The organism is Amycolatopsis jejuensis (genome assembly GCF_000717335.1).
In the GTDB taxonomy this organism is placed as follows: Bacteria; Actinomycetota; Actinomycetes; order Mycobacteriales; family Pseudonocardiaceae; genus Amycolatopsis; species Amycolatopsis jejuensis.
The window spans coordinates 162,891-189,507 of record NZ_JNYZ01000013.1 but is presented as its reverse complement, the minus strand read 5'-3'; the positions used below and the strand labels follow the sequence as shown (position 1 = coordinate 189,507).

Annotated in this window: 25 protein-coding genes and 1 pseudogene; 16 read left to right on the top strand and 10 right to left on the bottom strand. The window is 69.0% G+C overall.

What is annotated here, in order from left to right:
• The first annotated feature begins 3 nt into the window (after window positions 1-3).
• From OO71_RS20850 to pknB, 7 genes are all read left to right on the top strand, one after another.
• Window positions 4-1,302: an FHA domain-containing protein gene (locus OO71_RS20850; protein WP_033291486.1), complete on the top strand. Its 1,299-nt coding sequence runs from the start codon at window positions 4-6 to the stop codon at window positions 1,300-1,302.
• Window positions 1,303-1,404: 102 nt separating this feature from the next.
• The gene (locus tag OO71_RS20845) at window positions 1,405-1,866 is read left to right on the top strand and encodes an FHA domain-containing protein FhaB/FipA (protein WP_033291485.1); all 462 of its coding nucleotides are present in this window, start codon (window positions 1,405-1,407) and stop codon (window positions 1,864-1,866) included.
• Complete coding sequence (locus tag OO71_RS20840) at window positions 1,863-3,224, top strand: PP2C family protein-serine/threonine phosphatase (protein WP_033291484.1); 1,362 nt, start codon at window positions 1,863-1,865, stop codon at window positions 3,222-3,224. The genes OO71_RS20845 and OO71_RS20840 overlap by 4 nt, the downstream gene beginning before the upstream one ends.
• Entirely contained in the window at window positions 3,224-4,711 is a 1,488-nt protein-coding gene (locus OO71_RS20835) for an FtsW/RodA/SpoVE family cell cycle protein (protein ID WP_033291483.1), read from the top strand. Before OO71_RS20840 ends, OO71_RS20835 begins: the two co-directional genes overlap by 1 nt.
• Entirely contained in the window at window positions 4,708-6,171 is a 1,464-nt protein-coding gene (locus tag OO71_RS20830; protein ID WP_033291482.1) for a peptidoglycan D,D-transpeptidase FtsI family protein, read from the top strand. The genes OO71_RS20835 and OO71_RS20830 overlap by 4 nt, the downstream gene beginning before the upstream one ends.
• Before the next feature lie 3 nt (window positions 6,172-6,174).
• Window positions 6,175-7,377 (top strand): serine/threonine-protein kinase, encoded by a 1,203-nt coding sequence (locus OO71_RS20825; protein ID WP_033291481.1) that lies wholly within the window; start codon window positions 6,175-6,177, stop codon window positions 7,375-7,377.
• Window positions 7,374-9,356: a Stk1 family PASTA domain-containing Ser/Thr kinase gene (gene pknB / locus OO71_RS20820; RefSeq protein WP_033291532.1), complete on the top strand. Its 1,983-nt coding sequence runs from the start codon at window positions 7,374-7,376 to the stop codon at window positions 9,354-9,356. Before OO71_RS20825 ends, pknB begins: the two co-directional genes overlap by 4 nt.
• Window positions 9,357-9,422: 66 nt before the next feature.
• Here the strand turns inward: pknB and OO71_RS20815 are convergent, their stop codons facing one another.
• The 7 genes from OO71_RS20815 to OO71_RS20790 form a co-directional block, all read right to left on the bottom strand.
• Complete coding sequence (locus tag OO71_RS20815; RefSeq protein ID WP_033291480.1) at window positions 9,423-9,752, bottom strand: effector-associated constant component EACC1; 330 nt, start codon at window positions 9,750-9,752, stop codon at window positions 9,423-9,425.
• Window positions 9,753-9,852: 100 nt separating this feature from the next.
• On the bottom strand, window positions 9,853-10,311 hold the full coding sequence (locus tag OO71_RS47570; protein ID WP_051791758.1) for a hypothetical protein: 459 nt from the start codon (window positions 10,309-10,311) through the stop codon (window positions 9,853-9,855).
• Between the two features lie 202 nt (window positions 10,312-10,513).
• Entirely contained in the window at window positions 10,514-11,233 is a 720-nt protein-coding gene (locus OO71_RS46530; RefSeq protein ID WP_051791757.1) for a caspase family protein, read from the bottom strand.
• A gap of 5 nt (window positions 11,234-11,238) precedes the next feature.
• Complete coding sequence (locus OO71_RS50220) at window positions 11,239-11,595, bottom strand: effector-associated constant component EACC1 (protein WP_211260567.1); 357 nt, start codon at window positions 11,593-11,595, stop codon at window positions 11,239-11,241.
• Window positions 11,596-11,703: 108 nt separating this feature from the next.
• Window positions 11,704-12,348 (bottom strand): hypothetical protein, encoded by a 645-nt coding sequence (locus OO71_RS20800; RefSeq protein ID WP_033291478.1) that lies wholly within the window; start codon window positions 12,346-12,348, stop codon window positions 11,704-11,706.
• The gene (locus OO71_RS20795) at window positions 12,336-13,148 is read right to left on the bottom strand and encodes an ATP-binding cassette domain-containing protein (RefSeq protein ID WP_245633736.1); all 813 of its coding nucleotides are present in this window, start codon (window positions 13,146-13,148) and stop codon (window positions 12,336-12,338) included. Before OO71_RS20795 ends, OO71_RS20800 begins: the two co-directional genes overlap by 13 nt.
• Window positions 13,145-13,789 (bottom strand): aminodeoxychorismate/anthranilate synthase component II, encoded by a 645-nt coding sequence (locus tag OO71_RS20790; protein ID WP_033291477.1) that lies wholly within the window; start codon window positions 13,787-13,789, stop codon window positions 13,145-13,147. The genes OO71_RS20795 and OO71_RS20790 overlap by 4 nt, the downstream gene beginning before the upstream one ends.
• 84 nt (window positions 13,790-13,873) lie before the next feature.
• On the opposite strand from OO71_RS20790, the gene OO71_RS20785 reads away from it, so the two are divergent.
• From OO71_RS20785 to OO71_RS20750, 9 genes and pseudogenes are all read left to right on the top strand, one after another.
• Complete coding sequence (locus OO71_RS20785) at window positions 13,874-15,217, top strand: FAD-dependent oxidoreductase (protein WP_245633735.1); 1,344 nt, start codon at window positions 13,874-13,876, stop codon at window positions 15,215-15,217.
• Between the two features lie 196 nt (window positions 15,218-15,413).
• A complete protein-coding gene (locus tag OO71_RS20780; protein ID WP_033291530.1) occupies window positions 15,414-15,806 on the top strand; it encodes an SCO5389 family protein in 393 nt (130 codons plus the stop codon).
• Between the two features lie 254 nt (window positions 15,807-16,060).
• Window positions 16,061-17,713 carry a class I adenylate-forming enzyme family protein gene (locus OO71_RS20775; RefSeq protein WP_063740090.1) on the top strand — a complete coding sequence of 551 codons (1,653 nt, stop codon included), beginning with the start codon at window positions 16,061-16,063 and terminating at the stop codon, window positions 17,711-17,713.
• Window positions 17,714-17,715: 2 nt separating this feature from the next.
• A complete protein-coding gene (locus OO71_RS20770; protein ID WP_033291475.1) occupies window positions 17,716-19,815 on the top strand; it encodes a hydantoinase/oxoprolinase family protein in 2,100 nt (699 codons plus the stop codon).
• 17 nt (window positions 19,816-19,832) lie between these two features.
• Window positions 19,833-21,605, top strand: a pseudogene (locus OO71_RS52280) (hydantoinase B/oxoprolinase family protein); the annotation flags it as partial.
• Between the two features lie 180 nt (window positions 21,606-21,785).
• The gene (locus OO71_RS52275) at window positions 21,786-22,118 is read left to right on the top strand and encodes an acetone carboxylase subunit gamma (RefSeq protein ID WP_245633739.1); all 333 of its coding nucleotides are present in this window, start codon (window positions 21,786-21,788) and stop codon (window positions 22,116-22,118) included.
• Complete coding sequence (locus OO71_RS49025; RefSeq protein ID WP_084145103.1) at window positions 22,109-23,038, top strand: TIGR03084 family metal-binding protein; 930 nt, start codon at window positions 22,109-22,111, stop codon at window positions 23,036-23,038. Before OO71_RS52275 ends, OO71_RS49025 begins: the two co-directional genes overlap by 10 nt.
• Complete coding sequence (locus OO71_RS20755; RefSeq protein ID WP_033291474.1) at window positions 22,921-23,712, top strand: enoyl-CoA hydratase/isomerase family protein; 792 nt, start codon at window positions 22,921-22,923, stop codon at window positions 23,710-23,712. The genes OO71_RS49025 and OO71_RS20755 overlap by 118 nt, the downstream gene beginning before the upstream one ends.
• A 158-nt stretch (window positions 23,713-23,870) precedes the next feature.
• Window positions 23,871-24,485, top strand: a complete 615-nt coding sequence (locus OO71_RS20750; protein WP_033291473.1) for a TetR/AcrR family transcriptional regulator — start codon at window positions 23,871-23,873, stop codon at window positions 24,483-24,485.
• Between the two features lie 4 nt (window positions 24,486-24,489).
• Here OO71_RS20750 and OO71_RS20745 read toward each other — a convergent pair whose 3' ends face one another.
• From OO71_RS20745 to OO71_RS20740, 3 genes are read right to left on the bottom strand one after another with little or no spacing between them, the layout of a single operon-like run.
• Window positions 24,490-25,500, bottom strand: coding sequence for an LLM class flavin-dependent oxidoreductase (locus OO71_RS20745; protein ID WP_245633734.1), 1,011 nt, complete (start codon window positions 25,498-25,500; stop codon window positions 24,490-24,492).
• Window positions 25,470-25,628: a hypothetical protein gene (locus OO71_RS51300; RefSeq protein WP_156096441.1), complete on the bottom strand. Its 159-nt coding sequence runs from the start codon at window positions 25,626-25,628 to the stop codon at window positions 25,470-25,472. Before OO71_RS51300 ends, OO71_RS20745 begins: the two co-directional genes overlap by 31 nt.
• Window positions 25,628-26,566, bottom strand: a complete 939-nt coding sequence (locus OO71_RS20740) for a class E sortase (RefSeq protein ID WP_033291472.1) — start codon at window positions 26,564-26,566, stop codon at window positions 25,628-25,630. Before OO71_RS20740 ends, OO71_RS51300 begins: the two co-directional genes overlap by 1 nt.
• Window positions 26,567-26,617 lie beyond the last annotated feature (51 nt).

The window sequence follows — 26,617 nt, the reverse complement described above, 5'->3', positions numbered from 1 at the left end:
CCGGTGGGTCGCGTTGAGCGCTTCGACAGGCGACTCGAGAACCTCGTGGGGAACACCTTCGCGCGCATGTTCGGTGGCAACGTCGTCACGCAGGAAGTGGCGGTTGCGCTCGAGAGGGAAGGCGAGGAGAACGTTCGTGAGCTGGCAGGCGGCCGGCAGCTTGCCCCGAATCACTACATCGTGTCTTTGGGGACGGCTGACCACGATCGCATGGCCGGCGACGAGCAGCGGGTCATCGGGGTTCTGGCGAGGGCGGTGGCGGAACACCTCGCCGCACAGGGCTGGGACACCTATGGTGACGTCGTCGTATCACTCGAGCGCAACGAGGCGCTGCATACTGGACAGTTCAAGACCCGTTCGTCCGTCGATCCCGATGCCCGCGCCGATGCGGGTGGTGGGCCGTCACGGTCGGCACGACCCAGCAACGCAGGAGACCCACCAATGAGCCAGTCCCCCGGCTACGGCCAATACGACCAGGGTGACCCGTACGGCCAGCAGGGCCAGTACGGCTACGGACAGCAGGGTGGCCAGCAGCCCGGGTACGACCAGGGTTACGGCGGCCAGCAGCAGGGCGGATACGACCAGTACGGCGGTCAGCCGGGTCAGCCGGGCCAGCCAGGTCAGCCGGGCCAGCCAGGTCAGCCCGGCCAGCCAGGTCAGCCCGGCCAGCCCGGTTACGGCCAGGGCGGCGGCTACGACCAGGGCCAGGGCGGCTACGGCCAGCCCGGCGGCGGGTACCAGCCGCAGCCCGACGGGTACGACCAGGGTTACGCCCAGCAGCCGCCGCAGGGCGGTTACGACCAGGGCTACGGCGGCCAGGCCCCGCAGGGCGGCTACGACCAGGGTTACGGCCAGCCCCAGCAGGGCTACGACCAGTACGGCCAGCAGGGCTACGCGCAGCCGCAGCAGGGCTACGACCAGGGTTACGGCCAGCCGCAGCAGGGCTATGACCAGTACGGCCAGGGCGGCTACGACCAGTACGGGCAGCAGGGCGCGCCCGCGGCGGGCCGGGCTCTGCAGGCCAGCCTGCAGCTCGACGACGGCTCCAACCGCACGTACTCGCTCAAGCAGGGCGGCAACGTCGTCGGCCGTGGGCAGGACGCCGACTTCCGGCTCCCGGACACCGGCGTGTCGCGGCGGCACCTGGAGATCACCTGGGACGGCCAGAGCGCCACGCTCGCCGACATCGGTTCCACCAACGGGACCACGGTCAACGGCACCCCGGTGCAGACCTGGCAGCTGGCCGACGGCGACGTGATCCGGGTGGGGCATTCGTCACTGGTGTTCCGAACCCAGGGCTGATCACCGGCCGTTCACCGGGTTCCCGCAGAATTGGCGTGCGGGGGGAACCGCGGCGCGCGTTGCGCCGTGGCTTGCAGGCATAGGCGGGAGCGGACACAACAAGTGCCAGAGCTGGTCGTTCAACTCACCAGAGTGGGCTTTCTCGTGCTGCTCTGGCTCTTCGTGTTCGCCGCGCTGCGAGTCGTGCGCTCGGACCTCTATGCTGCCTCGGGCCTGCGGGTCCAGGTGCCGTCCTTCCGCCGCAGCAAGGAGAAGAAGCCGCGGGGCAGCAAGGCGCCGCAGCAGCTGCTCGTGACCCACGGGGCGCTGGCCGGTACCCGCATCGCGCTCGACGGGCGGCCGATCCTCATCGGCCGTGCCGATGATTCGACGCTGGTGCTCGACGACGACTACGCGTCGACCCGGCACGCCCGCATCGCCCTGCGCGGGGAGGACTGGTACGTGGAAGATCTGGGCTCGACGAACGGGACCTACCTCGACCGGGCTAAGGTCACTGCACCCCTCCGGGTCCCGCTCGGAGTCCCCATCCGAATCGGCAAGACGGTGATCGAGCTTCGCCCATGACTCTCGTCCTCCGCTACGCAGCCCGCAGCGACCGGGGCCTGGTGCGTTCGAACAACCAGGACTCCGTGTACGCCGGCCCCCGCCTTCTCGCGCTCGCCGACGGTATGGGCGGGCATGCGGCAGGCGAGGTGGCCAGCAAGGTCGTCATCGCCTCGCTCGCCCCGCTCGACGACGACGAACCGGGTGACGACCTCCTCGCCCAGCTGCGCGAGGCCGTGCAGAACGGCAACGCGGCCATTGCCGAGCTGGTGTCGCAGGACCCCGATCTCGACGGCATGGGCACCACGCTCACCGCGGTGCTCTTCGCGGGCAGCAGGCTGGGGCTGGTGCACGTCGGCGATTCGCGCGCGTACCTGCTGCGCGGCGGCCAGTTCGCGCAGATCACCCGCGACGACAGCTTCGTCAACGAACTCCTGGAACAGGGCCGCATCACGCCCGAAGAAGCTGCTGTGCACCCGCAGCGGTCGCTGCTACTCAAGGCGCTCACCGGGCACGAGGTCGAACCGAGCCTGACCGTGCGCGAGGCGCGTGCCGGTGACCGGTACCTGATCTGCTCCGACGGGTTGTCCGGCATGGTCAGCGACGAGACCCTCGCCGAGGCCGTGCAGATCGCGGACCCGCAGGACTGCGCCGACCGGATGATCGAGCTGGCCCTCAAGGGCGGTGGTACGGACAACGTGACCGTGATCATCGCCGACGTGGTCGACGTCGATTTCGGCGACGACGCCCCGATCGTGGGCGGCGCCGCGGGCGACGGCAGCGACGAGATGCACCAGGGCGACTCCCCCGCGGCGAGAGCCCGCGCGCTCACCCAGCCGCCGCCGACGCCGCGGCCGGAGCCACCGGCGTTCGAGGAGGACCCGAAGGCGAAGCGGCGGAAACGGTTCCGCTGGCTCGTCGGGGCGGTCGTGGTGCTGATCGTGCTGGGCGCCGCCGCGATCGCCACTCGCTACTTCGTGCTCAGCCAGTACTACGTCGGTGAGGGACCCGACCAGGAGGTCGTGATCTACCGCGGGGTCCCGGGCAGCATCCTCGGCATCGAACTGCATTCACTCGAGCAGGGTTCGTGCCCTCCCGGGCAGTTGTGCACCGACAAGCTCCGCGTCTCCGCACTGCAGGAGGACGCGCGCATCGCCGTGCAGAACGGCGTGAAGCGCGAAAGCCTCGACGACGCGCGCAAGTACATCGACGACTTCCTTCGCCTCAACAAGCAGCTCTCGGACTGCAAGCCGGCGCGCGCCCCGGGTGCCCCGGCCACCAGTGCACCCCCGAACGGCACGGCTTCGTCGGCGAACCAGCCTGCGGGGAGGGACTGCTCGACGGCGGGTACGACGCCGCCGACAGGGGGCGGTAACTGATGGGCCAGCCGATGGCCGACCCGGTGTCCGCCCAGTACACCACCAACCCGCCGCGGGACCTGCCCACCCGCCGCGGCACCGAACTGCTTTTGCTGGCCTTCGCGGCCGGGCTCGTCACGCTCGCCCTGGTGATCGTCGAGGCCAACCAGGAGCAGGAGCTCACGCTCTCGATCCTGTGGCTCGGCCTCGCTTACCTCGGTGTGCTCGCCGCCGCCCACCTCGCGGTGCGCCGCTGGGCGCCGTACGCCGATCCGGTGCTGCTGCCGTGTGTCGCGCTGCTCAACGGGATCGGGCTGGTGATGATCCACCGGCTCGACCTGGCGAAGGCCGAGACGGCGCTGCAGCGCGGCCGCGAGTACTCGCCGGAGATCACCAAGCAGCTCATGTTCACCGCGATCTCGCTGGTGCTCTTCGTCGTGGTGCTGATCGTGGTCAACGACCACCGCACGCTCACCCGCTACAGCTACATCGCGGGGCTGGTCGGGCTGGGCGCGCTGGCGCTGCCCGCGGTGCTGCCGTCGAGCCTGTCCGAGGTCAACGGCGCGAAGGTATGGCTGAAGCTGCCGTTCTTCTCGATCCAGCCGGGTGAGTTCGCGAAGCTGCTGCTGATGATCTTCTTCGCGTCGTTCCTGGTGTCCAAACGCGACCTGTTCATGGTGGCGGGCAAGAAGTTCCTCGGAGTGGAGCTGCCGCGGGCGCGTGACCTCGGCCCGATCCTCATCGCCGCCGCCGCGGCCATCGGCATCCTCGTGTTCGAGAAGGACCTCGGCACGTCACTGCTGTACTTCAGCATCATCCTGGTGATGCTGTACGTCGCCACCGAACGCGTGATCTGGGTCGTCGTCGGGCTCACGTTCTTCATCGGCGGCTGCATCATCGCCTACAACCTCTTCACGCACGTCCAGCAGCGCGTGGAGAACTGGCTCAATCCGCTCGGCCCGCGGTACGACGCGCTCGGCGGTTCCTACCAGCTCGCCCAGGGGCTCTTCGGGCTCGGCACCGGCGGGGTCGGCGGTACCGGGCTCGGCGCCGGACGGCCGGACATCGTGCCTGCCGCGAGCACCGACTTCATCACCGCGGGAATCGGTGAGGAGCTCGGTTTCATCGGGCTGGCCGCGGTGCTGATGCTGTACCTGCTGATCGCGATGCGCGGCATGCGCAGTGCGCTGGCCGTACGCGACACGTTCGGCAAGCTGCTCGGCGGCGGGCTCGCGTTCACCATCGTGATCCAGATCTTCGTGGTCGTCGGCGGCGTCACCGCGCTCATCCCGGAAACCGGGGTCACCGCGCCGTTCATGTCCTACGGTGGTTCTTCGCTGCTGGCGAACTACATTCTCGTCGCGCTGCTGCTGCGCATTTCCGACGCCGCGCGCAGGCCCACCAGCCGTCCGAAGCCCCAGCAGCCGCAGGCCCCGATCGCCGAGGCGCACACCGTGATGGTGCAGCGCCCGCCCGCACCGGGCGATCCGAACGGGAGGACGGCGTGAACACCCCGCTGCGCAAGGTCGGCATGGCGATGCTCGTCATGATCGTGCTGCTGCTCGCCAACGACACCTACATCCAGGTCGTGAAGGCCGACACGTACCGCACCGATTCACGCAACCAGCGCGTGCTCTACGACGAGTACTCCCGCCAGCGCGGTCAGATCGTGGCGCCGGACGGCACGGTGCTCGCCGGGGTGAAACCGTCGAGCGACAAGTTCAAGTTCTTCCGCACGTACGCCGATGGCCCGATGTACGCCCCGGTCACCGGGTACTACTCGATCAACTACGGCGCGGGCGGCCTCGAACGCACCGAGGACGACGTGCTCAACGGCTCGGACCCGCGGCTTTTCGTGCGCCGGCTCTCGGACATGGTCACCGGCCGCGACCCGCGGGGCGGGAACGTGAAGCTGACCATCGACCCCAAGGTGCAGAAGGCGGCGTACGACCTGATGACCCAGCGCGGCTACACCGGCGCCGTGGTCGCGATGGAGCCGAAGACCGGGCGCATCCTCGCGATGGTGTCCACCCCGTCGTACGACCCGAACAAGCTCGCCTCGCACGGCGCCGACCAGAACACCGCGTGGAACGGCTTCACCAAGGACCCGAAGAACCCGATGATCAACAGGGCGATCTCGGAGAACTACCCGCCGGGATCCACGTTCAAGCTGGTCACCGCTGCGGCCGCGCTGGAGAACGGGATCGGCCCGGACACCCAGGTGAGCACCGCGCCGAACGTGCAGCTGCCGGGTACGAACACCACGCTCGAGAACTACAGCGGCCAGGTCTGCCCCGGCAACACGTTCAAGGACGCGCTCGCGCACTCGTGCAACGTCCCGTTCGCGACCTTCGCCGGGCAGCTCGGCGCGGACAAGATGAAGGCGACCGCGGCCAACTTCGGCATCGGGCAGGCCGACCTGAAGGTGCCGATGAAGGTCGTCCCGTCCACCGTCGGCCCGCTCGACTCGCCGGGCGCGCTGTTCCAGAGCGGTATCGGCCAGCGCGACGTCCGGCTCACGCCGCTGCAGGACTGCCTGCTCTCGGCCACCGTCGCCAACGGCGGCACCGCGATGAAACCGCAGCTCATCCAGTCGATTCTCGCGCCGGACCTGTCGACGATCGACAACGTCGACCCGGAGCAGCTCACCGGAAAGCCCGCGCTGTCGCCGGAGAACGACCGGATCCTCACCGACATGATGATCGCGTCGGAGAGCTTCACCAAGGGCGGCGGCAAGGACCCGGCGCTGAAGATCGCGTCGAAGACCGGTACCGCCGAGCACGGCACCGACTCGAAGAACACGCCGCCGCACGCGTGGTACACCGGGTTCGCGCCGTCGGACAACCCGCAGATCGCGGTGTCGGTCATCGTCGAGAGCGGCGGCGACCGCGGGCTCGCCGCGACCGGTGGCTCGGTGGCCGCCGAGATCGGCCGTGCCGCGATGGCCGCCCGGCTCGGGGGTGGGTAGCCGATGCTGTCCTCGGGTCAGCTGCTGGCCGAGCGCTACAAGCTGACGAACCGGATTGCCGTCGGCGGGATGGGCGAGGTCTGGCAGGCGAGCGACACCCGGCTCGACCGGGTCGTCGCCGTCAAGGTGCTCAAGGCCGAACTGTCCGGTGACGCCGAGTTCCTGCACCGCTTCCGCACCGAGGCGCGGATGACCGCTTCGCTCAACCACGCCGGAATCGCCGCGGTGCACGACTACGGCGAGACGGTGAGCGAGGACCTTTCCATTGCGTACCTGGTGATGGAGTACGTGGAGGGCGACCCGCTGGCCGGCATCCTCGCCCGGCACGGGCGGCTCACCGCGGACTACACGCTCGATCTCCTCGAACAGGCGGGGACTGCCCTGCAGGCCGCGCACGAGCAGGGTCTGGTGCACCGCGACGTGAAGCCGGGCAACATCCTGGTCACCCCGTCGGGCAAGGTGAAAATCACCGATTTCGGCGTGGCCAAGGCGGCCGACGCGGCGCCGGTCACGCGGTCCGGGATGGTCATGGGCACGGCGCATTACATCGCGCCGGAGCAGGCGCTCGGGCACGACGCCGAACCGGCCAGCGACGTGTACTCGCTCGCCGTGTGCGGATACGAATGCCTAGCCGGGCGCAGGCCGTTCCTGTCCGAGAACGCGGTGACCGTCGCGATGATGCACATCCGCGACGTCCCGCCGCCGCTGCCGCCGGACGTACCGCCGGGCGCGCGGGCGGTGATCGAGGCGACGCTGGTGAAGGACCCCCGGCAGCGCTACGCCAGCGGCGGCGAGTTCGCCGGCGCGGTGGCCGCGGTACGCGCCGGGCGTCCCCTGCCCACGCCACTCGGGCTGGTCAAGGCCGCGTACCCGGCCGGGGCCCCGGCCGTTCCGGTCGGTCCGGCGTCCAACCCGGCCTTCCACCCGCTCGCGGTACCGCCTGCGCCACCGGCCCCACCGCGGCGGCGTAGCCAGTGGGGCTGGTGGGTACTGCTCGCCGTGATCGTGGTCGTGGTCCTGGTGGCGGCGACCTTCCTGATCGCCAGGGTGGCGGCGGCCGGCAACGGCGAGCCGCCGGAAAGCGTGGACAGCGTGAACAACGGGAGCGGACCGACCTCAGCCACTCCGGCCGGTACGAGCGCGCCGCAGGGCCTGCAAGGCATGATGACCACACCTTGGACGGAATGGAACGGCACGAAGCGATGACCACACCCAGACTGCTCTCCAATCGGTACGAGCTGGGCGACACGCTCGGCTACGGAGGTATGTCCGAGGTCCACCACGGGCACGACGTGCGTCTGGGCCGGGAAGTCGCGATCAAGGTCCTGCGTGCGGACCTCGCCCGCGACCCGCAGTTCCAGGAGCGGTTCCGCCGCGAGGCGCAGAACGCCGCCGCGCTGAACCATCCGGCGATCGTGGCGGTGTACGACACCGGCGAGGCCAACACCGATGTCGGGCCGCTGCCCTACATCGTGATGGAGTACGTCGAGGGCCGGACCCTGCGCGACATCGTCAAGACCGAGGGTCCGCTGTCGCAGAAGCGGGCGATGGAGGTCATGGCCGACGTCTGCGCCGCGCTCGACTTCTCGCACCGGCACGGCATCGTGCACCGCGACGTGAAGCCGGCGAACGTGATGATCACGAAGAACGGCGCCGTCAAGGTGATGGACTTCGGCATCGCGCGCGCCATGCACGACGGCCAGTCGGCGATGACGCAGACCGCCGCCGTCATCGGCACCGCGCAGTACCTTTCGCCGGAGCAGGCGCGCGGCGAATCGGTGGACGCGCGTTCGGACGTGTACGCAGCAGGCTGCGTGCTGTACGAGCTGATCACCGGCGAGCCGCCGTTCACCGGCGATTCCCCGGTCGCGGTCGCGTACCAGCACGTCCGGGAAGACCCGCACGCGCCGTCGTCGGTGAACCCGGCGGTCTCGCCGGAGCTGGACGCGGTCGTGCTGAAGGCACTGGCCAAGGGCCCGGCGAACCGGTACCAGTCGGCCGCGGAAATGCGGTCGGACCTGGTGCGCACGCTGTCCGGGCAGCGGCCGTCGGCGCCGATGGTGATGTCCGAGGACGAGCGCACCCAGGTGATGAACGCCGACCGGCGGCAGCCGCAGCGCTACGACGACTACCCGGAGGAACCGGAGGAGGACCCGCGGGCCAAGCGCCGCCGCCGGGTGATCTTCGCGGTGATCGCCGCGTTGCTCGTCGCCGGTGTGGTGCTGCTGATCATGTGGCTGTCCAACGCTTTCAAGACCACCGAGAAGAACGCCCAGATCCCGGCCGTGGTCAACACCCCGATCGTGGAGGCGAAGTCGCAGCTGCAGAACGCGGGCTTCTCGGCGTTCGCGCCGAACAAGCAGGTGGTGTGCGGCGCCGAGGCGACCAACCCGGGTGGCCTGACCTGCACCGAGGACCAGATCAACAAGGTCATCGCGATCGACCCGGCCGCCGGGCAGACCGTGCCGACCACCACCCAGATCACGCTCACCGTCGGCGTGCGGCCGGGGTCGGTCACCGTGCCGGACCTGCACGGCAAGAGCCCCGATGAGGCGAAGAGCGCGCTCGAGCAGGCCAAGCTGAAGCTCGGCAACACCAATTCGCAGACGGTGGACAACCAGAGCGACGTGGGCAAGGTCGTCTCGCAGTCGCCGACCGCCAACTCCTCGGCCGCCGAGGGCACCTCGGTGGACATCACCGTGGGGTCGGGCGTCTCGCAGAAGACGGTGCCCAACACCGTCGGCAAGGACTACGCCACGGCGAAGCAGATGATCGAAGGCGCCGGGTTCAAGGTCAAGCGCACCGACCAGGCGTCGGACAAGCCCAAGGACCAGGTCATCGACCAGCAGCCGAACGGCGGCAACCTGCCCCCGAACAGCACGGTGACGGTGACCGTGTCCACCGGTCCGCAGCAGATCTCGATGCCGGACCTCACCGGGATGACCGAGGACCAGGCGACCCAGACCCTGCAGAACCTCGGCTGGAAGGGCAGCATCCAGGTCCAGTCCACCCGCAACGGCAACGGCCAGGCGAGCACCGTGGTGAAGCAGAACCCGACGGTGGGCACGATGATCAGCCCGACCCAGCCGGTCACGCTCACGATCAAGGAGGACGGCGGGATCATCCCGACGGCGCCGAGCACCGGCAGCGGTGGCGGCGGCGGATGGCCACCACGGCATCCCTGACCCGGAACTGCGCAAGGGCCCGCACGGCTTCGCACCGTGCGGGCCCTATTTCGCGCCTCGGCCAGGTCAATCCTGGTCGAGGAAGCCCCGCACGCTGGCGAGCACCTGGTCGACGTCACTGCCGCGCCCGCAGTCGACGTCCAGCTCCTCCACGGCCCCGGACCGCTTCACCGTGAGCGACACCGGCGGCCCGTCGTACCGGCGCCGCAGCCAGCCGAAGAGCGACCGGCAGAACGTGCCCGCCGACCGGCTGCTCACCATCACCACGACCCCGGACTCCGGCCCCGCGAGCCGAACCCGCCCGGCCAGCTCGTCCTCGGCCCCGAGCCAGGACGCCAGGTGCTGCAGCTCGTCCGCCGATCCGTCAACGGTGATCGCGGCGATCCCTGCCGTCACGAGCGCTCCCCTCAAGGGCCGAACAGACGGCGAGAGGGTAGCCGACCTGATCCAGCCGGAGGAACCCCCATTCAGGCATTTGCTGAATGCAATTTGCAGTTCACATCACGAGGGCTCGTCGCTGATGCATCCTGACCAGCGCGATCACGCACGCGGTCGCGCCAAGCGAAAACATGATCAACAGTGCCACGGTCACCGACAGAGCGGACAGAGCTGATCCGTTGGTGGCGGTCGAAGTTCCCAGCGGCGCGAAAACTCCGCTTACCACCATCAGCACGCAGAACACCAGCAGTACCCACAGCAGGGCCGCCTGTGCTCTTGCGGAACGCTTGCCAAACCTCGGAAACACCTCCGCGAAGGCGACGCGTTGACCACGACGCTTGACGAGCCGGCGGTAAAGAAGGCTTCCGGATAGCCCAGCGACAAAGGTCATGAGCAAGCCAGCTCCGAGATCCACTGAGGTCGTCCCCGACGGGACCTTCCCGGCCACCGCGCCGACCAGTCCACCGACTCCGAAGCCGATGCCGAGACAAAGACCGATCCATTGCAACGATGCCACCACCGTATTCCTGGCCCACTTCCCCCTTTGACCAGGTGATTCGGCGAGCAGAGAGGGATCCGGTGAGGTCCGGTCGGCCGGTGCGGGTACGGCTGGAATCTTGTCGATGCCGGGGGTGCCGCCAATTGGCTCCGGAGCAGCCACCGTGACGCGCCGCCTCGGCGGCTGAGGCACCACGGGCCCTTCCGGCGTGGACGGCTCCCTACGCAACAAGAGGCTGCTGCTCGTATCCGTGGCTTGCATCTTCGGCCGGGGCATTCCCCGGCGCTCGAGAGCTACATCGAGGGGCGCCATACAGGCGATTGACATCGAGCGGGCGCCCGTGCGAGCGGCTCGTGAGCAGCGAGAGCAACTCACCGGTGAATGCGGTGTTCCGTTCCCCTGGTGGGGAAAGCGACACTCGATTCTTCGGCGAAGAAGCAATCACGGTCGTTCCCCGGATCCGGATCTGCCGGGGATCAAGCCGCGAATCGGACATCGCTCCGATGGCCATACCGGAGTAGCAACAGTCCAGGATGAGCAAACGCGTCTCGGCAAAGCTGCTCTCCATCGCGCCGCGCAGAGTATCGAAGGAAACCCCGGTCGTCTCCGGTTCGTCCGGGTCGGTCTCTCGAGTGGTCAGGTAGAGCCGATCGTGGCGTTCGTCCCGGATCCCGTGACCGGCATAGTAGACGAGCAGCAAGTCCTCGGCTTGACGCGAAAACCGCCGCAATCGTTTGGTCAGGCTCGCCGGTGAATCAGCGTTGTCCACGACATGGCACTGGTCCCAGCCGAGGACACCGGTCTGCGGATCGCTGAGCGCCGAGCGCAGATCCGACAGGTTGTTGTGCACCGACGGCAGGTTTTCGAGCAGATCGGATTCGAAGTCGCTCGTGCCGATGAGAATTGCTCGCGATCTACCTGGGTCAGGAAGCGCGGACACGGCGATCAGGAATCCTGCCCGAAGAAGTCCCGCGCAGCCGAAATCACCCGCGTGGCGTCGTCTTCGGAGCCACAGCTCAGCTCAAGGGTCTCCTCTCCCCGGACCAGCTTGAGAGATACCTTGCGTGCGTCCCGTCGACGAGCCAGCCAATCGAACAACGACCGGCACAGCGTGGTTGCTGCGCCACTGGTCACGACCACTTCGATGGTCTCGAGCACGCCACCCATCTCGCCTGGCCGAGGAGGTGAATCCGGCGCCCGGACCCGGCCACGCAATTCGTCCTCGTCTCGCAGCCAAGCAGCGAGCTGCCGGAGCTCGTCATCGGCAGCTCCCGGCACTGCGAGCAGGATGGTGCCAGACACCACAAGACCTCCCATTGCCCATGGGGCAAGGAATCTCGGGTCCGCCCCAGATCAGAGCGGATATTCTAGCGCGCAGATTGCATGCTGCAGAATGCAGCCCGGGATCGCTCAGGACCGGCGTGCCGACAGGACCCCGACCGCAGTCGCGCTCAGTGCCAGGGCCAGCACCGACGTGATCGCGGCTAAGGCGAGCGGGCCGCCGTACGGGGTGCCGCTCGTGAGGGCTTCCAGAAGCGGGTGCACGAGCGGGACCCACTTGCCGAGCAGCACCGCGCCGAGGATCAGTACCGCGGCGAGCACCGTCCAGCCGATCCGTGACACCAGCAGCCGCGAGCACGGCAGGCCGATCGCGATGCCCAGCAGGGCGCATGCGAGGTGCGTGGCCAGCCCGGTGCCCGCGATCTGCCAGCGCAGCTGTCCCGGCCGGGACACCGCCCACGCGACCGTCGCCAGCGTGCACACGAGAGTGCAGCCGAACACTGCCAGCACGGCGCCGCCGATGGTCTTCTGGCGGGCGCCGGCGTGGTTGAGGGTGATCAGACGCTGTACGGGATCTTCGATGTCCAGCAAGGCGATCGTGAGCCAGCAGCCGACGACGAGGACACCAGCGCCACTCACGCCGTACAGCGGGAGCGCGGGGGAACTCGGGTCGGCGTAAAGGATTGCGCACAGCGTGAGGTACGCGAGCACTGCCGGTAGATACCGCTGCGAATGCCCGAGCAGAGCCAAGTAATACCGGCTTACGGCGAGCACGGCGTCACCTCCCGCACTGACCAGCCGCCGGAAAGCGCGCGCAGCAGAACTGCGTCGGCGTGCTTCGCGTCGACTGTCAGCACAACGCAATCACCCTCGTCGACAGCCGTGTGTACGCCGGGTTCTGCCGTCCAGTCACCGAATTCGGCGGACAGCGGCAGCAGCGTGATGCGCGTGTGCTCGGGCTGGACGTCCAGCAGGGCAAGCCGTCCGGACTCGAGACGGTGGACGTCGTCGGCATGCTCGCGTACGACGGCCGCGCGGTGATCGGTGAACACGACGCTCGCGCCGCGTGCCCGGGTCTCCGCGACGAGTTCGCCGAGTACCGCATGCGCGCCGACGTCGAGGCCGGACCACGGTTCGTCCAGGACCAGCAGGTCCGGCGCGGCCAGAACCGCTTGTGCCAGGCCGATTTTCTGCGCGTTGCCCTTCGACAGCGTGCGCAGCGGCGCGTCCGGACCGCCGACCAGCGCGAGCCGTTCGAGCAGCGGATCGATCACCGAAAGGTCGCGGATTCCGCGGATCCGGGCGAGATGCCGCAGGTACGCCCGTGCGCTCAGCCGCTGGCCGCCGGGAAACCGGTCCGGCAGGTACCCGACCGCCGGGCGCCCGGCGACCTCGCCGTACGACGCCCGCGACACCCCGGCCATGATCCGCAGCAGCGTGGACTTGCCGGACCCGTTCGTGCCGAGGACGCCGATGACCCGTCCGGCGGGCACCGCGAGATCCACGTGCGCCAGCACCGGTTCCCCGCTGCCGTACCGCTTGCCGACCCCGGTGAGCCGCAGCAGCGGCGTCACGCAGCGGCGGCCTTCTGCAGTGCGCGGGTGGCCCGTTCCAGCTCGTCGACCACCGCGGGGGCGACCGGATGCCCGGCCGAGGCCATCCAGTTCGCCAGCATCCGGTGCCCGCCCTCGGTGAGCACCGACTCCGGGTGGAACTGCACGCCTTCCAGCGGAAGTTCGCGGTGGCGCATACCCATCACGATGCCGGTCCCGGTGGTACCGGTGACCTCGAAGACCGCCGCATCGATGGTTTCGGGCAGCACGGTGAGCGAGTGGTAACGGGTGGCGGTGAACTCGTCCGGCAGCCCGGCGAGGACCCCAGCACCGGTGTGCTGCACCTGGCTGGTCTTGCCGTGCAGCAGCTCGGGCGCGCGGTCGACGGTGGCGCCGAAGTGCACGCCCAGCGCCTGGTGACCGAGACAGACCCCGAGCATCGGCGTGCGGGTTTCGGCACACTTCGCGATCACGTCAATGCTCTGACCTGCACGTTCCGGCGTGCCGGGACCGGGAGAGACGAGCACCGCGTCGAATTCCGGTACGCGCTCGAGGTCCACGACGTCGTTGCGCCACACCGTGCAGTCGGCGCCGAGCTGCGCCAGGTACTGGACGAGGTTGTAGACGAAGCTGTCGTAGTTGTCGACGACGAGAACGCGCATGCGGTCAGCTTAGCCGCTCCCACCTGGTGGACCGTACGCCAGATCACAGTGAAAGTTAGGATCACCTAACTTACCGTGGGTCCGGTGAGCCGAACCCTTCGAGTCGCCGTGGTCGGCGCCGGTCCCGCCGGCATCTACGCTGCCGATCTGCTGGACAAGTCCGATGCCCCCGTCGAGGTCGACCTGTTCGAGCGCATGCCTGCGCCGTTCGGGCTGATCCGCTACGGCGTCGCGCCCGACCACCCCCGGATCAAGGGCATCGTGACCGCCCTGCACAAGGTGCTGGACCGGCCGAACATCCGGCTGCTCGGCAACGTCGACTACGGGACCGACCTCAAGCTCGACGACCTGCGCGAGTTCTACGACGCGGTCATCTTCGCCACCGGCGCAATGGCCGACCGCGCGCTCGACCTCCCCGGCATCGACCTCGACGGCAGCCACGGCGCCGCCGACTTCGTGTCCTGGTACGACGGCCATCCGGACGTGCCGCGGACCTGGCCGCTGAATGCGTCGTCGGTCGCGGTGCTCGGGGTCGGGAATGTCGCGCTGGACGTGGCACGCGTGCTGGCGAAGACGGCCGACGAGCTGCTGCCCACGGACATCCCGGCGAACGTGTACGAGGGTCTGCGGGCCAGCCCGGTCACCGACGTGCACGTATTCGGCCGCCGCGGTCCGGCGCAGGCGAAGTTCTCGCCGCTGGAACTGCGCGAACTGGACCATTCGCCGAACGTCGAGGTGATCGTGCACCCCGAGGACATGGAGTTCGACGAGGCGAGTGTCGCGCAGCTGCGGTCGTCGAAGCAGACCGACATGGTCGTGAAAACGTTGCAGGAGTGGGCAATCCGCGACGAGGGTACCCGACCGCGGCGGCTCCACCTGCACTTCTTCCATTCCCCGGTCGAGGTGCTCGGTGAGGACGGCCGGGTGGCCGGGTTGCGCACGGAACGCACCGAATACCGCGACGGCAGCGTGGTGGGTACCGGCGAATTCCACGACTGGGACGTGCAGGCGGTGTACCGCGCGGTGGGTTACCTGTCTTCGCATCTGGCGGAAATCCCGTTCGACCACACGTCGGGCGTGATCCCGAACCAGGGCGGCCGGGTGCTGGACATCGACGAGAACCAGGTCCCCGGGGTGTACGTGACCGGCTGGATCAAGCGCGGCCCGGTCGGCCTGATCGGCCACACGAAGGGCGACGCGGCGGAGACGGTGGCAAACCTGCTGGCCGACGCGGACACGCTGGCCGCGCCGCAACACGCGTCCCCGGACGCCATTCTCGAGTTCCTGGATGCCCGCGGTATCGAGTTCACGACGTGGGCAGGCTGGGGCAAGCTCGACGCGCACGAGAAGTCCCTCGGCGAGCCGCACGGCCGGGAGCGGATCAAGGTCGTGGAACGGGAAGACATGGTGCGCATCTCGCGCTCCTAGACCCCGCTGCCCCCGCGGTCCGTGAAGGCCACCTTCACGGAATCAGATTCCCTCATGGTTCCCTTCACGGACTTCGGCCGGGTACGGCTGTTCCGGTGGGAGTGATCCACCGAAGTGGTGATGAAACTCGTTTTCTCTTGTCGGCCGGTCCGGGCGCCGGTAGCCAGGAGGGGAACCACTCACCATGGAGGTTGTCTTGTCTCTGGACGTATCGCCCGCGCTGCTGGAGAAGGCCGAGCGCGGGGAGGTCTCCGACGCCGAGTTCGTGGCCTGCGTACGGGAGTCGCTGCCGTACGCATGGGAGGTCATCACCGGCGTCATCGCCGAGGCCGACGGCGCGCCGGACGGCTTCGCCGACAACGAGACCCCACCACCGGACGAGGCCGCCCGCGGCCAGCTCCTGCGAGCCCTGGCCTCCGACGCCATCCGCGGCGGACTGGAGCGGCACTTCGGCGTGAAGCTGGCTTTCCAGAACTGCCACCGGATCGCGGTGTTCCGCAAGTCCGAAGTGGACGGTCAGCGGTACCGCGCGTTCGTCTCCCCGCGTGGGCAGTTGCTGAACCAGAGCCCGGAACTGCGGGACTGCTAGCTCCGTAGCAACCAGCACGATGCCCCAGGTCGAGTGATCTCGACCTGGGGCATCGCTGTTTCCGACGCAGCACCATTCATGACGAAGTAGTCAACATCATTTCCCTCGTTGGTTTCCGCCAAGGCTCAAGTCCATCCTCAGCTCCAGGTCGACCCCTCTTCTTTTAATTGACAGTCCAGTCATGTTGGGTCATGATGAGCCGCGCCGGCTGGGGGGCAGGCGCCTGCGCGGCGGCCACCTCAAAGGAGATGACGATGACCGAGTTGTGCGTGGACCATTCGCCATCCGGCTACCCGGCCACGACCCTGGCTGCGGCCATCGACGCCCAGAGCCGGGCGCGGCCGGGCGCACCGTTCCTGCTGACGGACGCACGGGACTGGACTTACGCCGCCGTGCACGAGGCAAGCGACCGGTTGGCCACCACCCTCCTGGCAGCCGGGGCCGGCCGCGGCGACCCGATCGCCATCGCGGCGCCGAACTCGGCGGAGTGGGCCGTGACTTGGCTTGCGGCAGCGAAAATCGGCGCTCCGGTCGTCGCGCTGAACGTCGTGTACCGGGAGCGCGAGTTCGAGTACATGATCAACCAGTCCGGAGCGCGCATCGTGATCTGCGCGGCCGAGCACGGCGGGTTCGACTTCGTCGCGATGCTGGACGGGCTGCGCAACCGGCTGCCGTCGGTGCGGGAGTTCGTTTTTCTCGGCGGTGCGGGGTTCGCCGGGAGCCGTACCTGGGACGACGTGTCGGCGGGGCCCGCGGACCAGGCCGCGCTGCGCCGGGCCGGCGAGCTGATCCGCCCGGCCGACCCCGTGGTCATCCTCTACACCTCCGGCACCACCGGGCACCCGAAAGGCGCGCTCCTCACGCAGGCGAGCATCCTCGCGTCGGCGACCGCCCAGGTGGCCAACTTCGGGCTGACCTCGGACGACGTCGCGATGGGGCAGCTGCCGTTCAACCACGTCGGGGGCGTGACCTGCACGCTGACCGCCGCGATGCTCGCCGGCAGTGCGGTCGCCGTGATCCCGAGCTTCCACCCGAAGGTCGCGGCGCGGATCATCACCGAGCGCCGGGTTTCGGTCTTCACGGGAGTCCCGACGATGTACGCGATGATGCTCGGGCTGCCCGAGTTCGCCGAAACGGACACGTCGTCGGTGCGGCTGTGCGTGGTCGGCGGTGCCAACCTCGAACCAGCGCTGGCCGACCGCATCACCGGCAGTTTTCCCGGGGTCCGGCTGGCGAATCTCTACGGTCTGTCGGAGACCTCCGGCGCGTGCGTCATCTCGGCGCCGGACGACGATCCGCGCACTCTCGCCGAGACGGTCGGCGTTCCGATCGGCGAGTTCGCCGTGCGCGTCGTGGACGACTCCGGGGCCATCCTTGCCGCCGGTGCCGAAGGCGAGCTGCAGGTGTCCGGCGAGTGCCTTGCCGCGGGCTACCTTGCCCTCCCCGAGGAAAACGACGCGGTGTTCCGGCCCGGCGGGTGGCTCGCCACCGGCGACATGGCTGTCATCCGGCCCGATGGCCACGTCGAACTGCGCGGGCGGCGGAAAGAGATGTACGTCCGCGGCGGGTACAACGTCTACCCCGCCGAGATCGAGAACTTCCTGGCCGGTCAGGAATCGGTGGCGATGTGTGCGGTGATCGGCATCCCGCATCCGATGTTCGGCGAGGTCGGCCGGGTGTACGTCGTTGCCGAGCCGGGCCGTCGGGTCGATCCGGCCGACCTGATCGCGCGCTGCCGGAGCCAGCTGGCCGATTACAAGGTGCCGGAGGAAATCGTCGTCGTCGACGAACTGCCGCTCACGCCCGCAGGAAAGATCCGCAAGGGCGTCCTGCGCGAGCTGGCCGGCACCGGCCACCCCGATCCGATCGCCCCGGCGATTCCGCACTCCACGAGGAAGCAGGACTGAAGATGTCGTACGTCATCGGCACCGACACCGGCGGTACCTTCACCGACACCGTCGTGATGGACCAGGACGGCAGGGTCACGATCGGGAAGCGCTCCTCGACGCCGCCGGAGTTCGTCGGGGGTGTCCTCGACAGCGTGGCCGATGCGGCAGGCAAGCTCGGCATCGACGACCGGTTGCTGTCCGACACCGACGCTTTCCTTTACGGGACAACGATTGTCGTCAACGCGATCGCCACCGGGCAGGCGGCGAACACCGGGATCATCACGACACAGGGATTCGCCAGCACGATGTTCATCGCGCGGGCGGCGAGCCGGACCAACGGCTTGGGCACCGAGAGCCTCCGGCGGTTCGCCGAACGCCGTAAGCCCACCCCGCTGATCCCGCGTAACCGCCGGATGGTCAAGGAACTGCGCGAGCGAGTCGACTGGAAGGGCCAGGTGCTGGCTCCGCTCGACGAGGACCAGGTCCGCGCCACCGTCGCGGAACTGGTCGACGCCGGCGCCGAGTCGCTGGCGGTGTGTCTGCTGTGGTCGTTCCGGAATGACGCCCACGAGCAGCGCGTCCGGGAGATCGCGGCCGAGGTCGCGCCCGGCCTGCCGGTGACGCTGTCCAGCGAGCTCGCGCCCAAGATGGGTGAGTACGAACGGATGACGACCTCGGCCTACAACGCGGCGATGGCCCCGGTCGCCAGCTCTCACCTCGACCGGCTCGAGGACCGCCTGTCTGCCGGCGGGCTCGCCCCGGATCGCGTTCTGGTCATGCAGGGCAACGGCGGGCTGGACCGTTCCGTCCACGTCACGTCGCGGCCGGTGAACCTCATCGGGTCGGGTCCGGCGGGCGGCGTGCTCGGGGCGAAGGTGCTCGCCGAAGCGATGGGCCTCTCGAACGTCATCTGCACCGACGTCGGCGGCACGACGTTCGACATGGGCCTGCTGGTGAACGGCAAACCCGTGCTCACCCCGACCGCGGTCGTCCACCAGCATCAGCTCTACCTTCCGATCGTCGACGTGGTCTCGATCGGCGCCGGCGGCGGCAGTATCGCGCGCGTCGACGAGGTGGCCGGGCTGCTCAGCGTCGGCCCGGAAAGCGCGGGCGCGGTCCCCGGCCCGGTCTGTTACGGCAAGGGCGGCGAGTACCCCACCGTCACCGACGCCGACCTCGTCCTCGGCTTCATCGACCCTGACTTCTTCCTCGGCGGAAGCATGCGGCTCGACGTGGCGGGGGCCCCCCGTGCCATCGAGGAGAAGGTCGGCAAGCCGCTCGGCCTGTCGGTCGAGGAGGCCGCGGCGGCAATCGTCGAGATCGCCGACAACCACATGGCCGACACCATGCGCCAGCAGACAGTGGAGCGCGGGCACGACCCCCGGGACTTCACCGCATTCCTTTACGGTGGCGGCGGCCCGCTCCACGGCACCGCCTACGCGCCGAAGCTCGGCATCACCTCCATGGTCGTTCCCGGCGGCGAGCTGGCGTCGGTCTTCTCCGCGTGGGGCATCGCCGGCTCCGACGTACACCACACTCACGAACTGTCCAGCCCGATGAAGGCGCCGTTCGACACCGATGCCCTCGCCGAGGTGTTCGGCACACTCGAAGGCAGGGCCCGTGAGCGCTTCGACGGGGACGGCGTCGCCGAGGACGCCCGAGTTGTCGAACGCTACGCCGAGCTGCGGTATGCGACCCAGACGAATGTCGTCGTGGTTCCGGTACCAGGCGGGCGTCTGGATGCGGCGGCCATCGAGGGGGTCGTCGATGCGTTCGAGCAACAGTACGAACGCCTTTACGGGGAGGGCAGCGCTTTCCGCGAAGCGGGCGTCGAGTGCATCAACTTCCGGGTGCAGGCCTACGGCGTCCGGCGCAAACCGGCCATCGCCCGCCATCCGCTGTCGACGGGAACCGCGCAGCCGTCCGCGAAAAGGTCGGTCTACTGGTACGAGCTGAAGGAGTCCCGGCCCACCCCGGTGTTCACCTCGGCCGGATTGCAGCCGGGCACCCGGATCGACGGGCCTGCCGTCGTCGAGCTCACCACGACGACCGTGGCGGTCCGTCCGGGACAGCGGCTGCGCGTCGACGAATTCGCGAACTACGTCATCACCCCGGCTTGATCGATCGGAGTCCCACCATGACCAGCTACCCCATCGCGGGCTCGGACAAGTTCGAGTCGGTGGCCAAACCCGCGTCCGCCCTGCAGATCGACCCGAGCCTCGCGCTATTCGTCCCGGCGGCGGACTGCGTCGTCGACCCGGTCACCTACGCCGTCCTGTCGCACAAGCTCACGCAGGTCAACGACGAGGCCGGCGCCACGATCCGGAAAATGTCGGGCTCGATCATCGTCACCGAGGCCTACGACTTCAACACCGCAGTCGGTGATCCGCGCGGCGATCTCGTCGCGCTCGGCTCGCACATCAGCGTCCACGGCGGCGTCGTCCAGCGGATGATCCAGTGGACGCTCGAACATCGCAGCGCCAACCCGGGTATCCGGGAAGGCGACGCATTTCTGGTGAACGACCCGTGGGTCGGCGCCGCACACCAGAACGACACCGCCCTGCTCCGGCCGGTATTCGTCGACGGGAAGCTCTTCGCGTGGGTCGCGGCGACCCTGCACTTCGTCGACCTCGGCGGGCGGCATCCGTCGAGCTTCGTCGTGGACGCCGACGACGTTTTCAGCGAGAGCCTGCCATTGCCGCCGATCAAGTACGTCGAGGGCGGGGTGATCCGGGCGGACGTCGAGGACATGTTCCTGCGGCGCAGCCGGATGCCGCTGTCCGCCGGACTGGACCTGCGTGCGCTGGTAGGCGGCACGCACGTGGCGGCGACCCGCATCACCGAGATGGCGGCGGCGTACGGCGCCGACGAGGTAGCCCTTGTCATGGCACGGATCCTGGATTCCACCGAGACCCGGCTGCGCAGCAGGCTGGCGGACCTTCCGGACGGGGTCTGGCGGCACCTGCACTTCGCCGAGTGCGCCAAGGACGGCGACCGCGGCCTCTACTCCCTTCCGATGACGATGGAGAAGCACGGCGACCGGCTCGTCTTCGACCTCACCGAGGCCGATCCGCAGACCGGCTTCTTCAACTGCACGCGGACGCTGACCGAAGCGTCGATCGTCGCCGCGGTCCTTCCGTTGCTGTGCCACGACATGCCGTGGGCGCCGGGAGCCGTGCTGCGGGTGCTGGAATGCCGGGTCACGCCGGGCACGATCATCGCCTCGTAGTTCCCGGCCGCTTCGGGCGGCGGGGTCACGCAGACCAGCTGGACCAACATCAACTCCGCGACGACGTTGATTTCGAAAATGCTCGCGGCAGGCCCGGCGGAGCACAAGCAGCACCTGCTGGCCGTCTCGAACTCGAGCTGGCTCGCCCAGCTCCTCGGCGGACTCGACCGCGACGGGCTGCCGACCCTGGCCCTCTCCCTCGACCAGGCAGCCGGCGGGATCGGCGCCCGTTCCTGGGGCGACGGTGACGACGCCGCGGGCATGCCGCTCAGCCCGGCGTGCCGGATCGCGAACGTCGAGTCCCAGGAGTGGTACCAGCCCCTGTTGTGGTTGTACCGCACGGAAACCGTCGACAGCGGAGGCGCCGGGCGGTTCCGCGGCGGCACGGGTGCGCAGTCCGCTGTCGTCCCGCACGACACCGCCGAGCCGATGTACGCGATGTGCATTGCTTCCGGCCTCGCCACCCCGAACGGCGCGGGGCTGTGCGGCGGGTCGCCGGCGAAAGCGGGTTACTACAAGGTCGTCCGCGACTCCGACGTCTGGGACCGGTACGCCACCTCGGCGGTGCCGGTCGACGAGGACGAGCTCGCGGGGACGACCGAATGGCCGCACTCGAAGACCGTGCTGCTGCCGATCGGGCTGAACGACGTCTACGCGCTCGGATGGTTCGGCGGTGGCGGATACGGCGACCCGCTCGAACGCGATCTCTCCGCCGTCGAGGAAGACGTCGCGGAAGGGCTGGTGAGCGTGGCGCACGCGCGCACCACTTATGGCGCAGTGGTCCTCGACGGCGCCGTCGACCACGAGCAGTCGACCCGGTTGCGGGCGCAGCTGCGAGGCGATCGGCTAGGCCGCGAACCGATGCCCGAACCACCGGCCCCCGCACTGCCCGACGGCCATCGGTGGCTGGACGAGAACATCGTGATCGCCGAGGACGGCACCTCCGCGTGCGGCCGGTGCCGCCACCGGCTGGCGGACCCGCAGGCCAACTACAAGCTCGGTACCCACGTGGTCGAAACCCCGCTGTCGGCCACCGACCGCGTCTGGCGGGACCCGGCACTGTATGTCGACGAGACGAGCCTGGTGTTCCGCGAGTTCGTTTGCCCGGGTTGCGGTTGCCGGCTCGAAACCGAGGTCTCGCTGCGCGAGCTGCCGCCGGTCCACGACAAGCAGCTCGCACTGACATGGCGGTGACGATGCCGGTGCTCCTCGACGATCTCGCCGCGGAGACCGAAACTGTGCGCGAGCTCGTCGAGGACCTGCCCGAGACCGGCTGGCAGGCCGGGACTCCCAGCCCGGGCTGGTCGATTGCCGACCAGATCTCGCACCTCGCGTTCTTCGACGACCAGGCTCGGCTCGCGCTCGTCGATCCGGACGCGTTCGCCGCCGGCCGGGCCACGATCGAGGAACACGGCATCGACCCGGACCAGATCGCCGGACGCTACCGCTCGTGGCGCGGCTCGGAACTGTTGTCCTGGTTCACTTCCGGCCGCGCCGAGCTCATCAGCGCGTTCACCGGCGCCGACCCGGGATCGCGGGTGCCGTGGTTCAGCCAGGAGATGAGCATCGGCTCGTGCGCCACCGCCCGCCTCATGGAGACTTGGGCCCACGGCGTGGACATCGCGGACACGCTCGGGGTACCGATCCGGGCGACCGAACGGCTGCGGCACGTCGCGCACCTCGGCGTCGGCGCCCGCAAGTTCAGCTTCCTGATCAACGGGCGGCCCGCCCCGGACACTCCGGTCCGGGTCGAGCTCACCGGACCGGCCGGCCCGTGGACGTGGGGACCGCCGGACGCTCCCGGCCGGGTCACCGGACCCGCGCTCGACTTCTGCTTCGCCGTCACCCAGCGCCGCCACCTCGCCGACCTGGACCTGGTGCTCACCGGACCGGGAGCGGCGGAGTGGATGAGCCTCGCGCAGGCCTTCGCAGGCGAGCCGGGCGCGGGCCGTCAACCGACCATGCATTTCGTCCCGGAAGCAGGGAGTTCCCCTTCGTGCGCAACGACTTCACGTGCCTCGACGTCACCTACGACGACGACGTCCTCCGCATCACCGTCGACCATCCCGGCAGTGCCCTCAACACCGTCGACGACCTGCTCCACTCCGACCTGACCCGGCTGTTCCGGGAGCTCAAGCAGGAGAACGACGCGCGGGCGGTCCTGCTAACCGGCCGCGGTCGGGCGTTCTCCGCCGGGGGCGACTACCGCTGGTTCAAGACACTCCGGACGCCACACCGGCTGGCCGAGCTCAGCCGGGACGCCCGGCAGCTCATCTGGGACCTGCTCGACGTCGAGCTGCCGATCGTGACCGCGGTCAACGGGCACGCCCTCGGTCTCGGTGCCAGTATCGCGCTCTTCTCCGACGTGATCTTCATGGCCGAGAGCGCCACGATCGGCGACCCGCACGTCCGAGCGGGCATCGTGGCCGGCGACGGCGGCGTGGTCGCGTGGCCCCTCGCCGTCGGTCCCGCCCGGGCCAAGGAGTACTTGATGACCGGCGATCCGCTGACCGCGGCCGACGCCGAGCGCCTCGGCCTCGTCAACCACGTCGTGCCGGACGACGCTCTGCCCGATGCCGCACTGGCCTTCGCGCGCCGGCTCGCCGCCGGCGCCCCGCTGGCCACCCGGTTCACCAAGCTCGCCGTCAACAAGCTCGTCAAGGACAGCCTGAACTCGGCATTCGACGCCTCGACCGGATACGAGATCTCCACGTTCCTGAGCGAGGACCACGTCGAGGCGATCGATGCATTCCTCGCCAAACGCTCTCCCCGGTTCACCGGCAGATGACCACACCGTGGTGACGATGACGTCAAGTCCAGGGGGTCGTGCCGCATCGAATGCCAGGCTGGAATGGTCTACCCTAGGTGACTGCGCCGTCGGGTCAAGACGTGCAGCACCGCGATGTTAGGACCGGATTCATGGCTACGCCCACACGCAGGCCCTCGGTGACCACCCCGACCACGGCCCGCGGCAAGCGAACCAGGGCGATGCTCGTACAGGCGGGCCGGGAGCTGCTCGAAGAGCGGGGCTTCGCCGAAACGAGCATCGACGAGGTCGTCAAACGCGCGAAGGTCTCGCACGGGACCTTCTACGTCTACTTCGACTCCAAGGATTCGCTGCTGCGCGAGATCGCGCACACCGTCATCGGGGAGGTGTTCGCGGCCAACCTGATCGGTGCCGACGCTCCTGGCGACCCCTATGCGCGGATCGAGGCGGCGAACCGCCGTTACCTGGCGGCGTGGCGCAAGGGGGCGAAGATCATGCGGCTCATCGACCACATGTCCGCCACGAGCGAGCAGTACCGGAAGCTGATGATCGAGCTGCGCGAGCTCTTCGTGAGCCGCGGGGCGGAGGGCATCCGCAGGCTGCAGAAAGCAGGCCTCGCCGACCCGTCGTTGCAGCCCCGGCTGACCGCGATCGCCCTTGGGGCGATGGTCGAGCAAACGGTGCACGTGTGGCTGTACCTCGGGGAGAACTTCGACGAGGACGAGGTGATCGATCACCTGACCCGGCTGTGGGCCGGGGCGATCGGCCTGCGTCGCGAGGAGAGCCAGCGCTAGGGGCTTACCTCGTTCTCTGGCCGCGGAGTTCGGGGAGGATTTCCGCGCCGATGCGGGCGATATTGTCCACCGTGCCCTCCGTCGTGCCGGAGGCTTCCACGAACATGATCACGTGGGAGATCCCGGTGCGTCGGAGGCTCGTGGCCAGGGTGTCGACGCAGTGGGCGGCCGGGCCGACTGGGTGGATGGCGCACAGGCGTTCGGTGTACTCGCCCGGATCGCGGGACGGGCCGGGGCGGCCGTCGACCGTGACGTGTGCGCCGAGGCCGTCCTTCAGCCAGCCGGGCAGGGTTCGGCGGACCAGGGTCGTCGCGTTGTCGCCGACTTGGCACAGCACGGTTGACACGTGCGCGGCCGGTTTGCCGTACGCGGCAACGGTTGCGGCTTTTTCGGAATCGTCGGCGTGTAGGCCTAGCAGCATCGGTAAACCGCGGTCCGCTGCCAGCCGGACGGCGGCCGACGTCGGACCGCCGCAGGCGACGACCACCCGTGGCGGGCGGTGTGGCACGGGGGTCAGCGGTACCTCGCGGAAGGCGAAATGTTCACCGGCGGCGGAGACCCGGCCGGTGGTCGCGGTGAGGAACAGGCCGAGGGACTCCGCGAAACCGCTTTCGTAGCGCGGTAATCCGGTGCCGAACACCTCCAGGTCCTGCCACGGCCCACCGCGGCCGACGCCAAGGTGCAGGCGTCCGCCGGACAGTGCGTCGAGCATCGACCACTGTTCTGCCAGCGCGACCGGATGCGTCGTGGACAGCACGCTCACCGCGGTGCCCACGCCGATCCGCTCCGTCCGTCCCAGCACGTGTGCGGCGAGCGTGATCGCCGACGGGCAGACGCCGTAGGGCATGAAGTGGTGTTCGGCGAGCCAGACGTCGTCGAAGCCCGCGGCCTCGGCTGCCTCGGCGGCGCGGACGGTACGCCGCAGGACGTCGGCGTCGTCCTGGCCGGGGAAGCGTGCGGAGACGAGGAAGACGCCGAACCGGATCAGTTGTCCACCGACACGTTGTTGAACCACAGCAACGGGTCGAGCCACGGGAACACCACGAACATCAGCAACGCCACGACGCCGAGCACCAGCACGACCGCGGTCGCGATCTTCACCGCGAACGGCCCGGGCAGATGCCGCCAGATCCAGCCGTACATCAGGAGGCACCGCCGATCTTCGACAGCAACGTGGTGTAGTCCTTGACCTGCGTCTTCGGGACCTGGCGGGTGAGCACCGAGGTGATGATCAGCCGCTCCTTCGCGGAGAACTGCGGGTGGCAGGTGGTGAGCGTGAGCAGCGACGCCTGCTGCGCCTTCGGCAGGATCCCGGCCGGCTTGTATGGCACCGGGTTCACCGCGTCGCCCTGACTCGGCAGCACGACCTTGCGGCCGAACGTCTCGTCGTACGCGCCGCCGCCCGGAATGCTCGTATTGCGCAGCGTCGGCACGTTCTTGCACTCCGGCTGCGCGCCCTTGCCCGCGGCCCAGCCCTTGATCTCGTCCTCGTAGGGCAGGACCTGGTAGATGAAGAAATCGGTGTGCGTCTCGATGACGATCTGGTCGCACGAGCCGAGGTTGTCCAGATCGTTGAACGGCGCGCCCTTGCCGACCCGGTGCCCGGCAATGCCGAAGTTGCCGGGCTCGCCGGGCAGCGCGGTGCCCTTGTAGTGCCCCGGCCCGACGGCGAGTGCGTTCTCGCCGGTGCCTTCCTGGATGGTGAAGTTGAAGTCCGCGCCGAACGACGGAATGTGGATGCGGGCGAACGCCTTCCCGTCGACCAGCTCGGGATGCAGCGTGCGGTCCTTGGCCCAGTCGCCGTCGAGCTGGTCGCTCGCGGTGTGCTGTTTTTCGGCGGAGAAGAGGTCGGTGACCCAGACCTCGTAGACCATGAACAGCAGCACGACCACGCCGAGGGTGATGAAGATTTCCCCGGCGGTCCGGATCGCGACGCCCCCCTTACCGAGCGGCGGCTTGGGTTTTTTGTCTTTTTCGTCCGATACGGCGACCGCGGAGAAGACCTCGGTGGGCTGCTCGGCAAATTCGGGACCGGTCATCCGCCGCCGGGGCGGGCCGGTTTCACCGACCCGGCGAGGCATCTGCCGCGTGTCCTCGGCCCTGCGGCGGGGGTCGCGGTTGGGTTGGTTGGC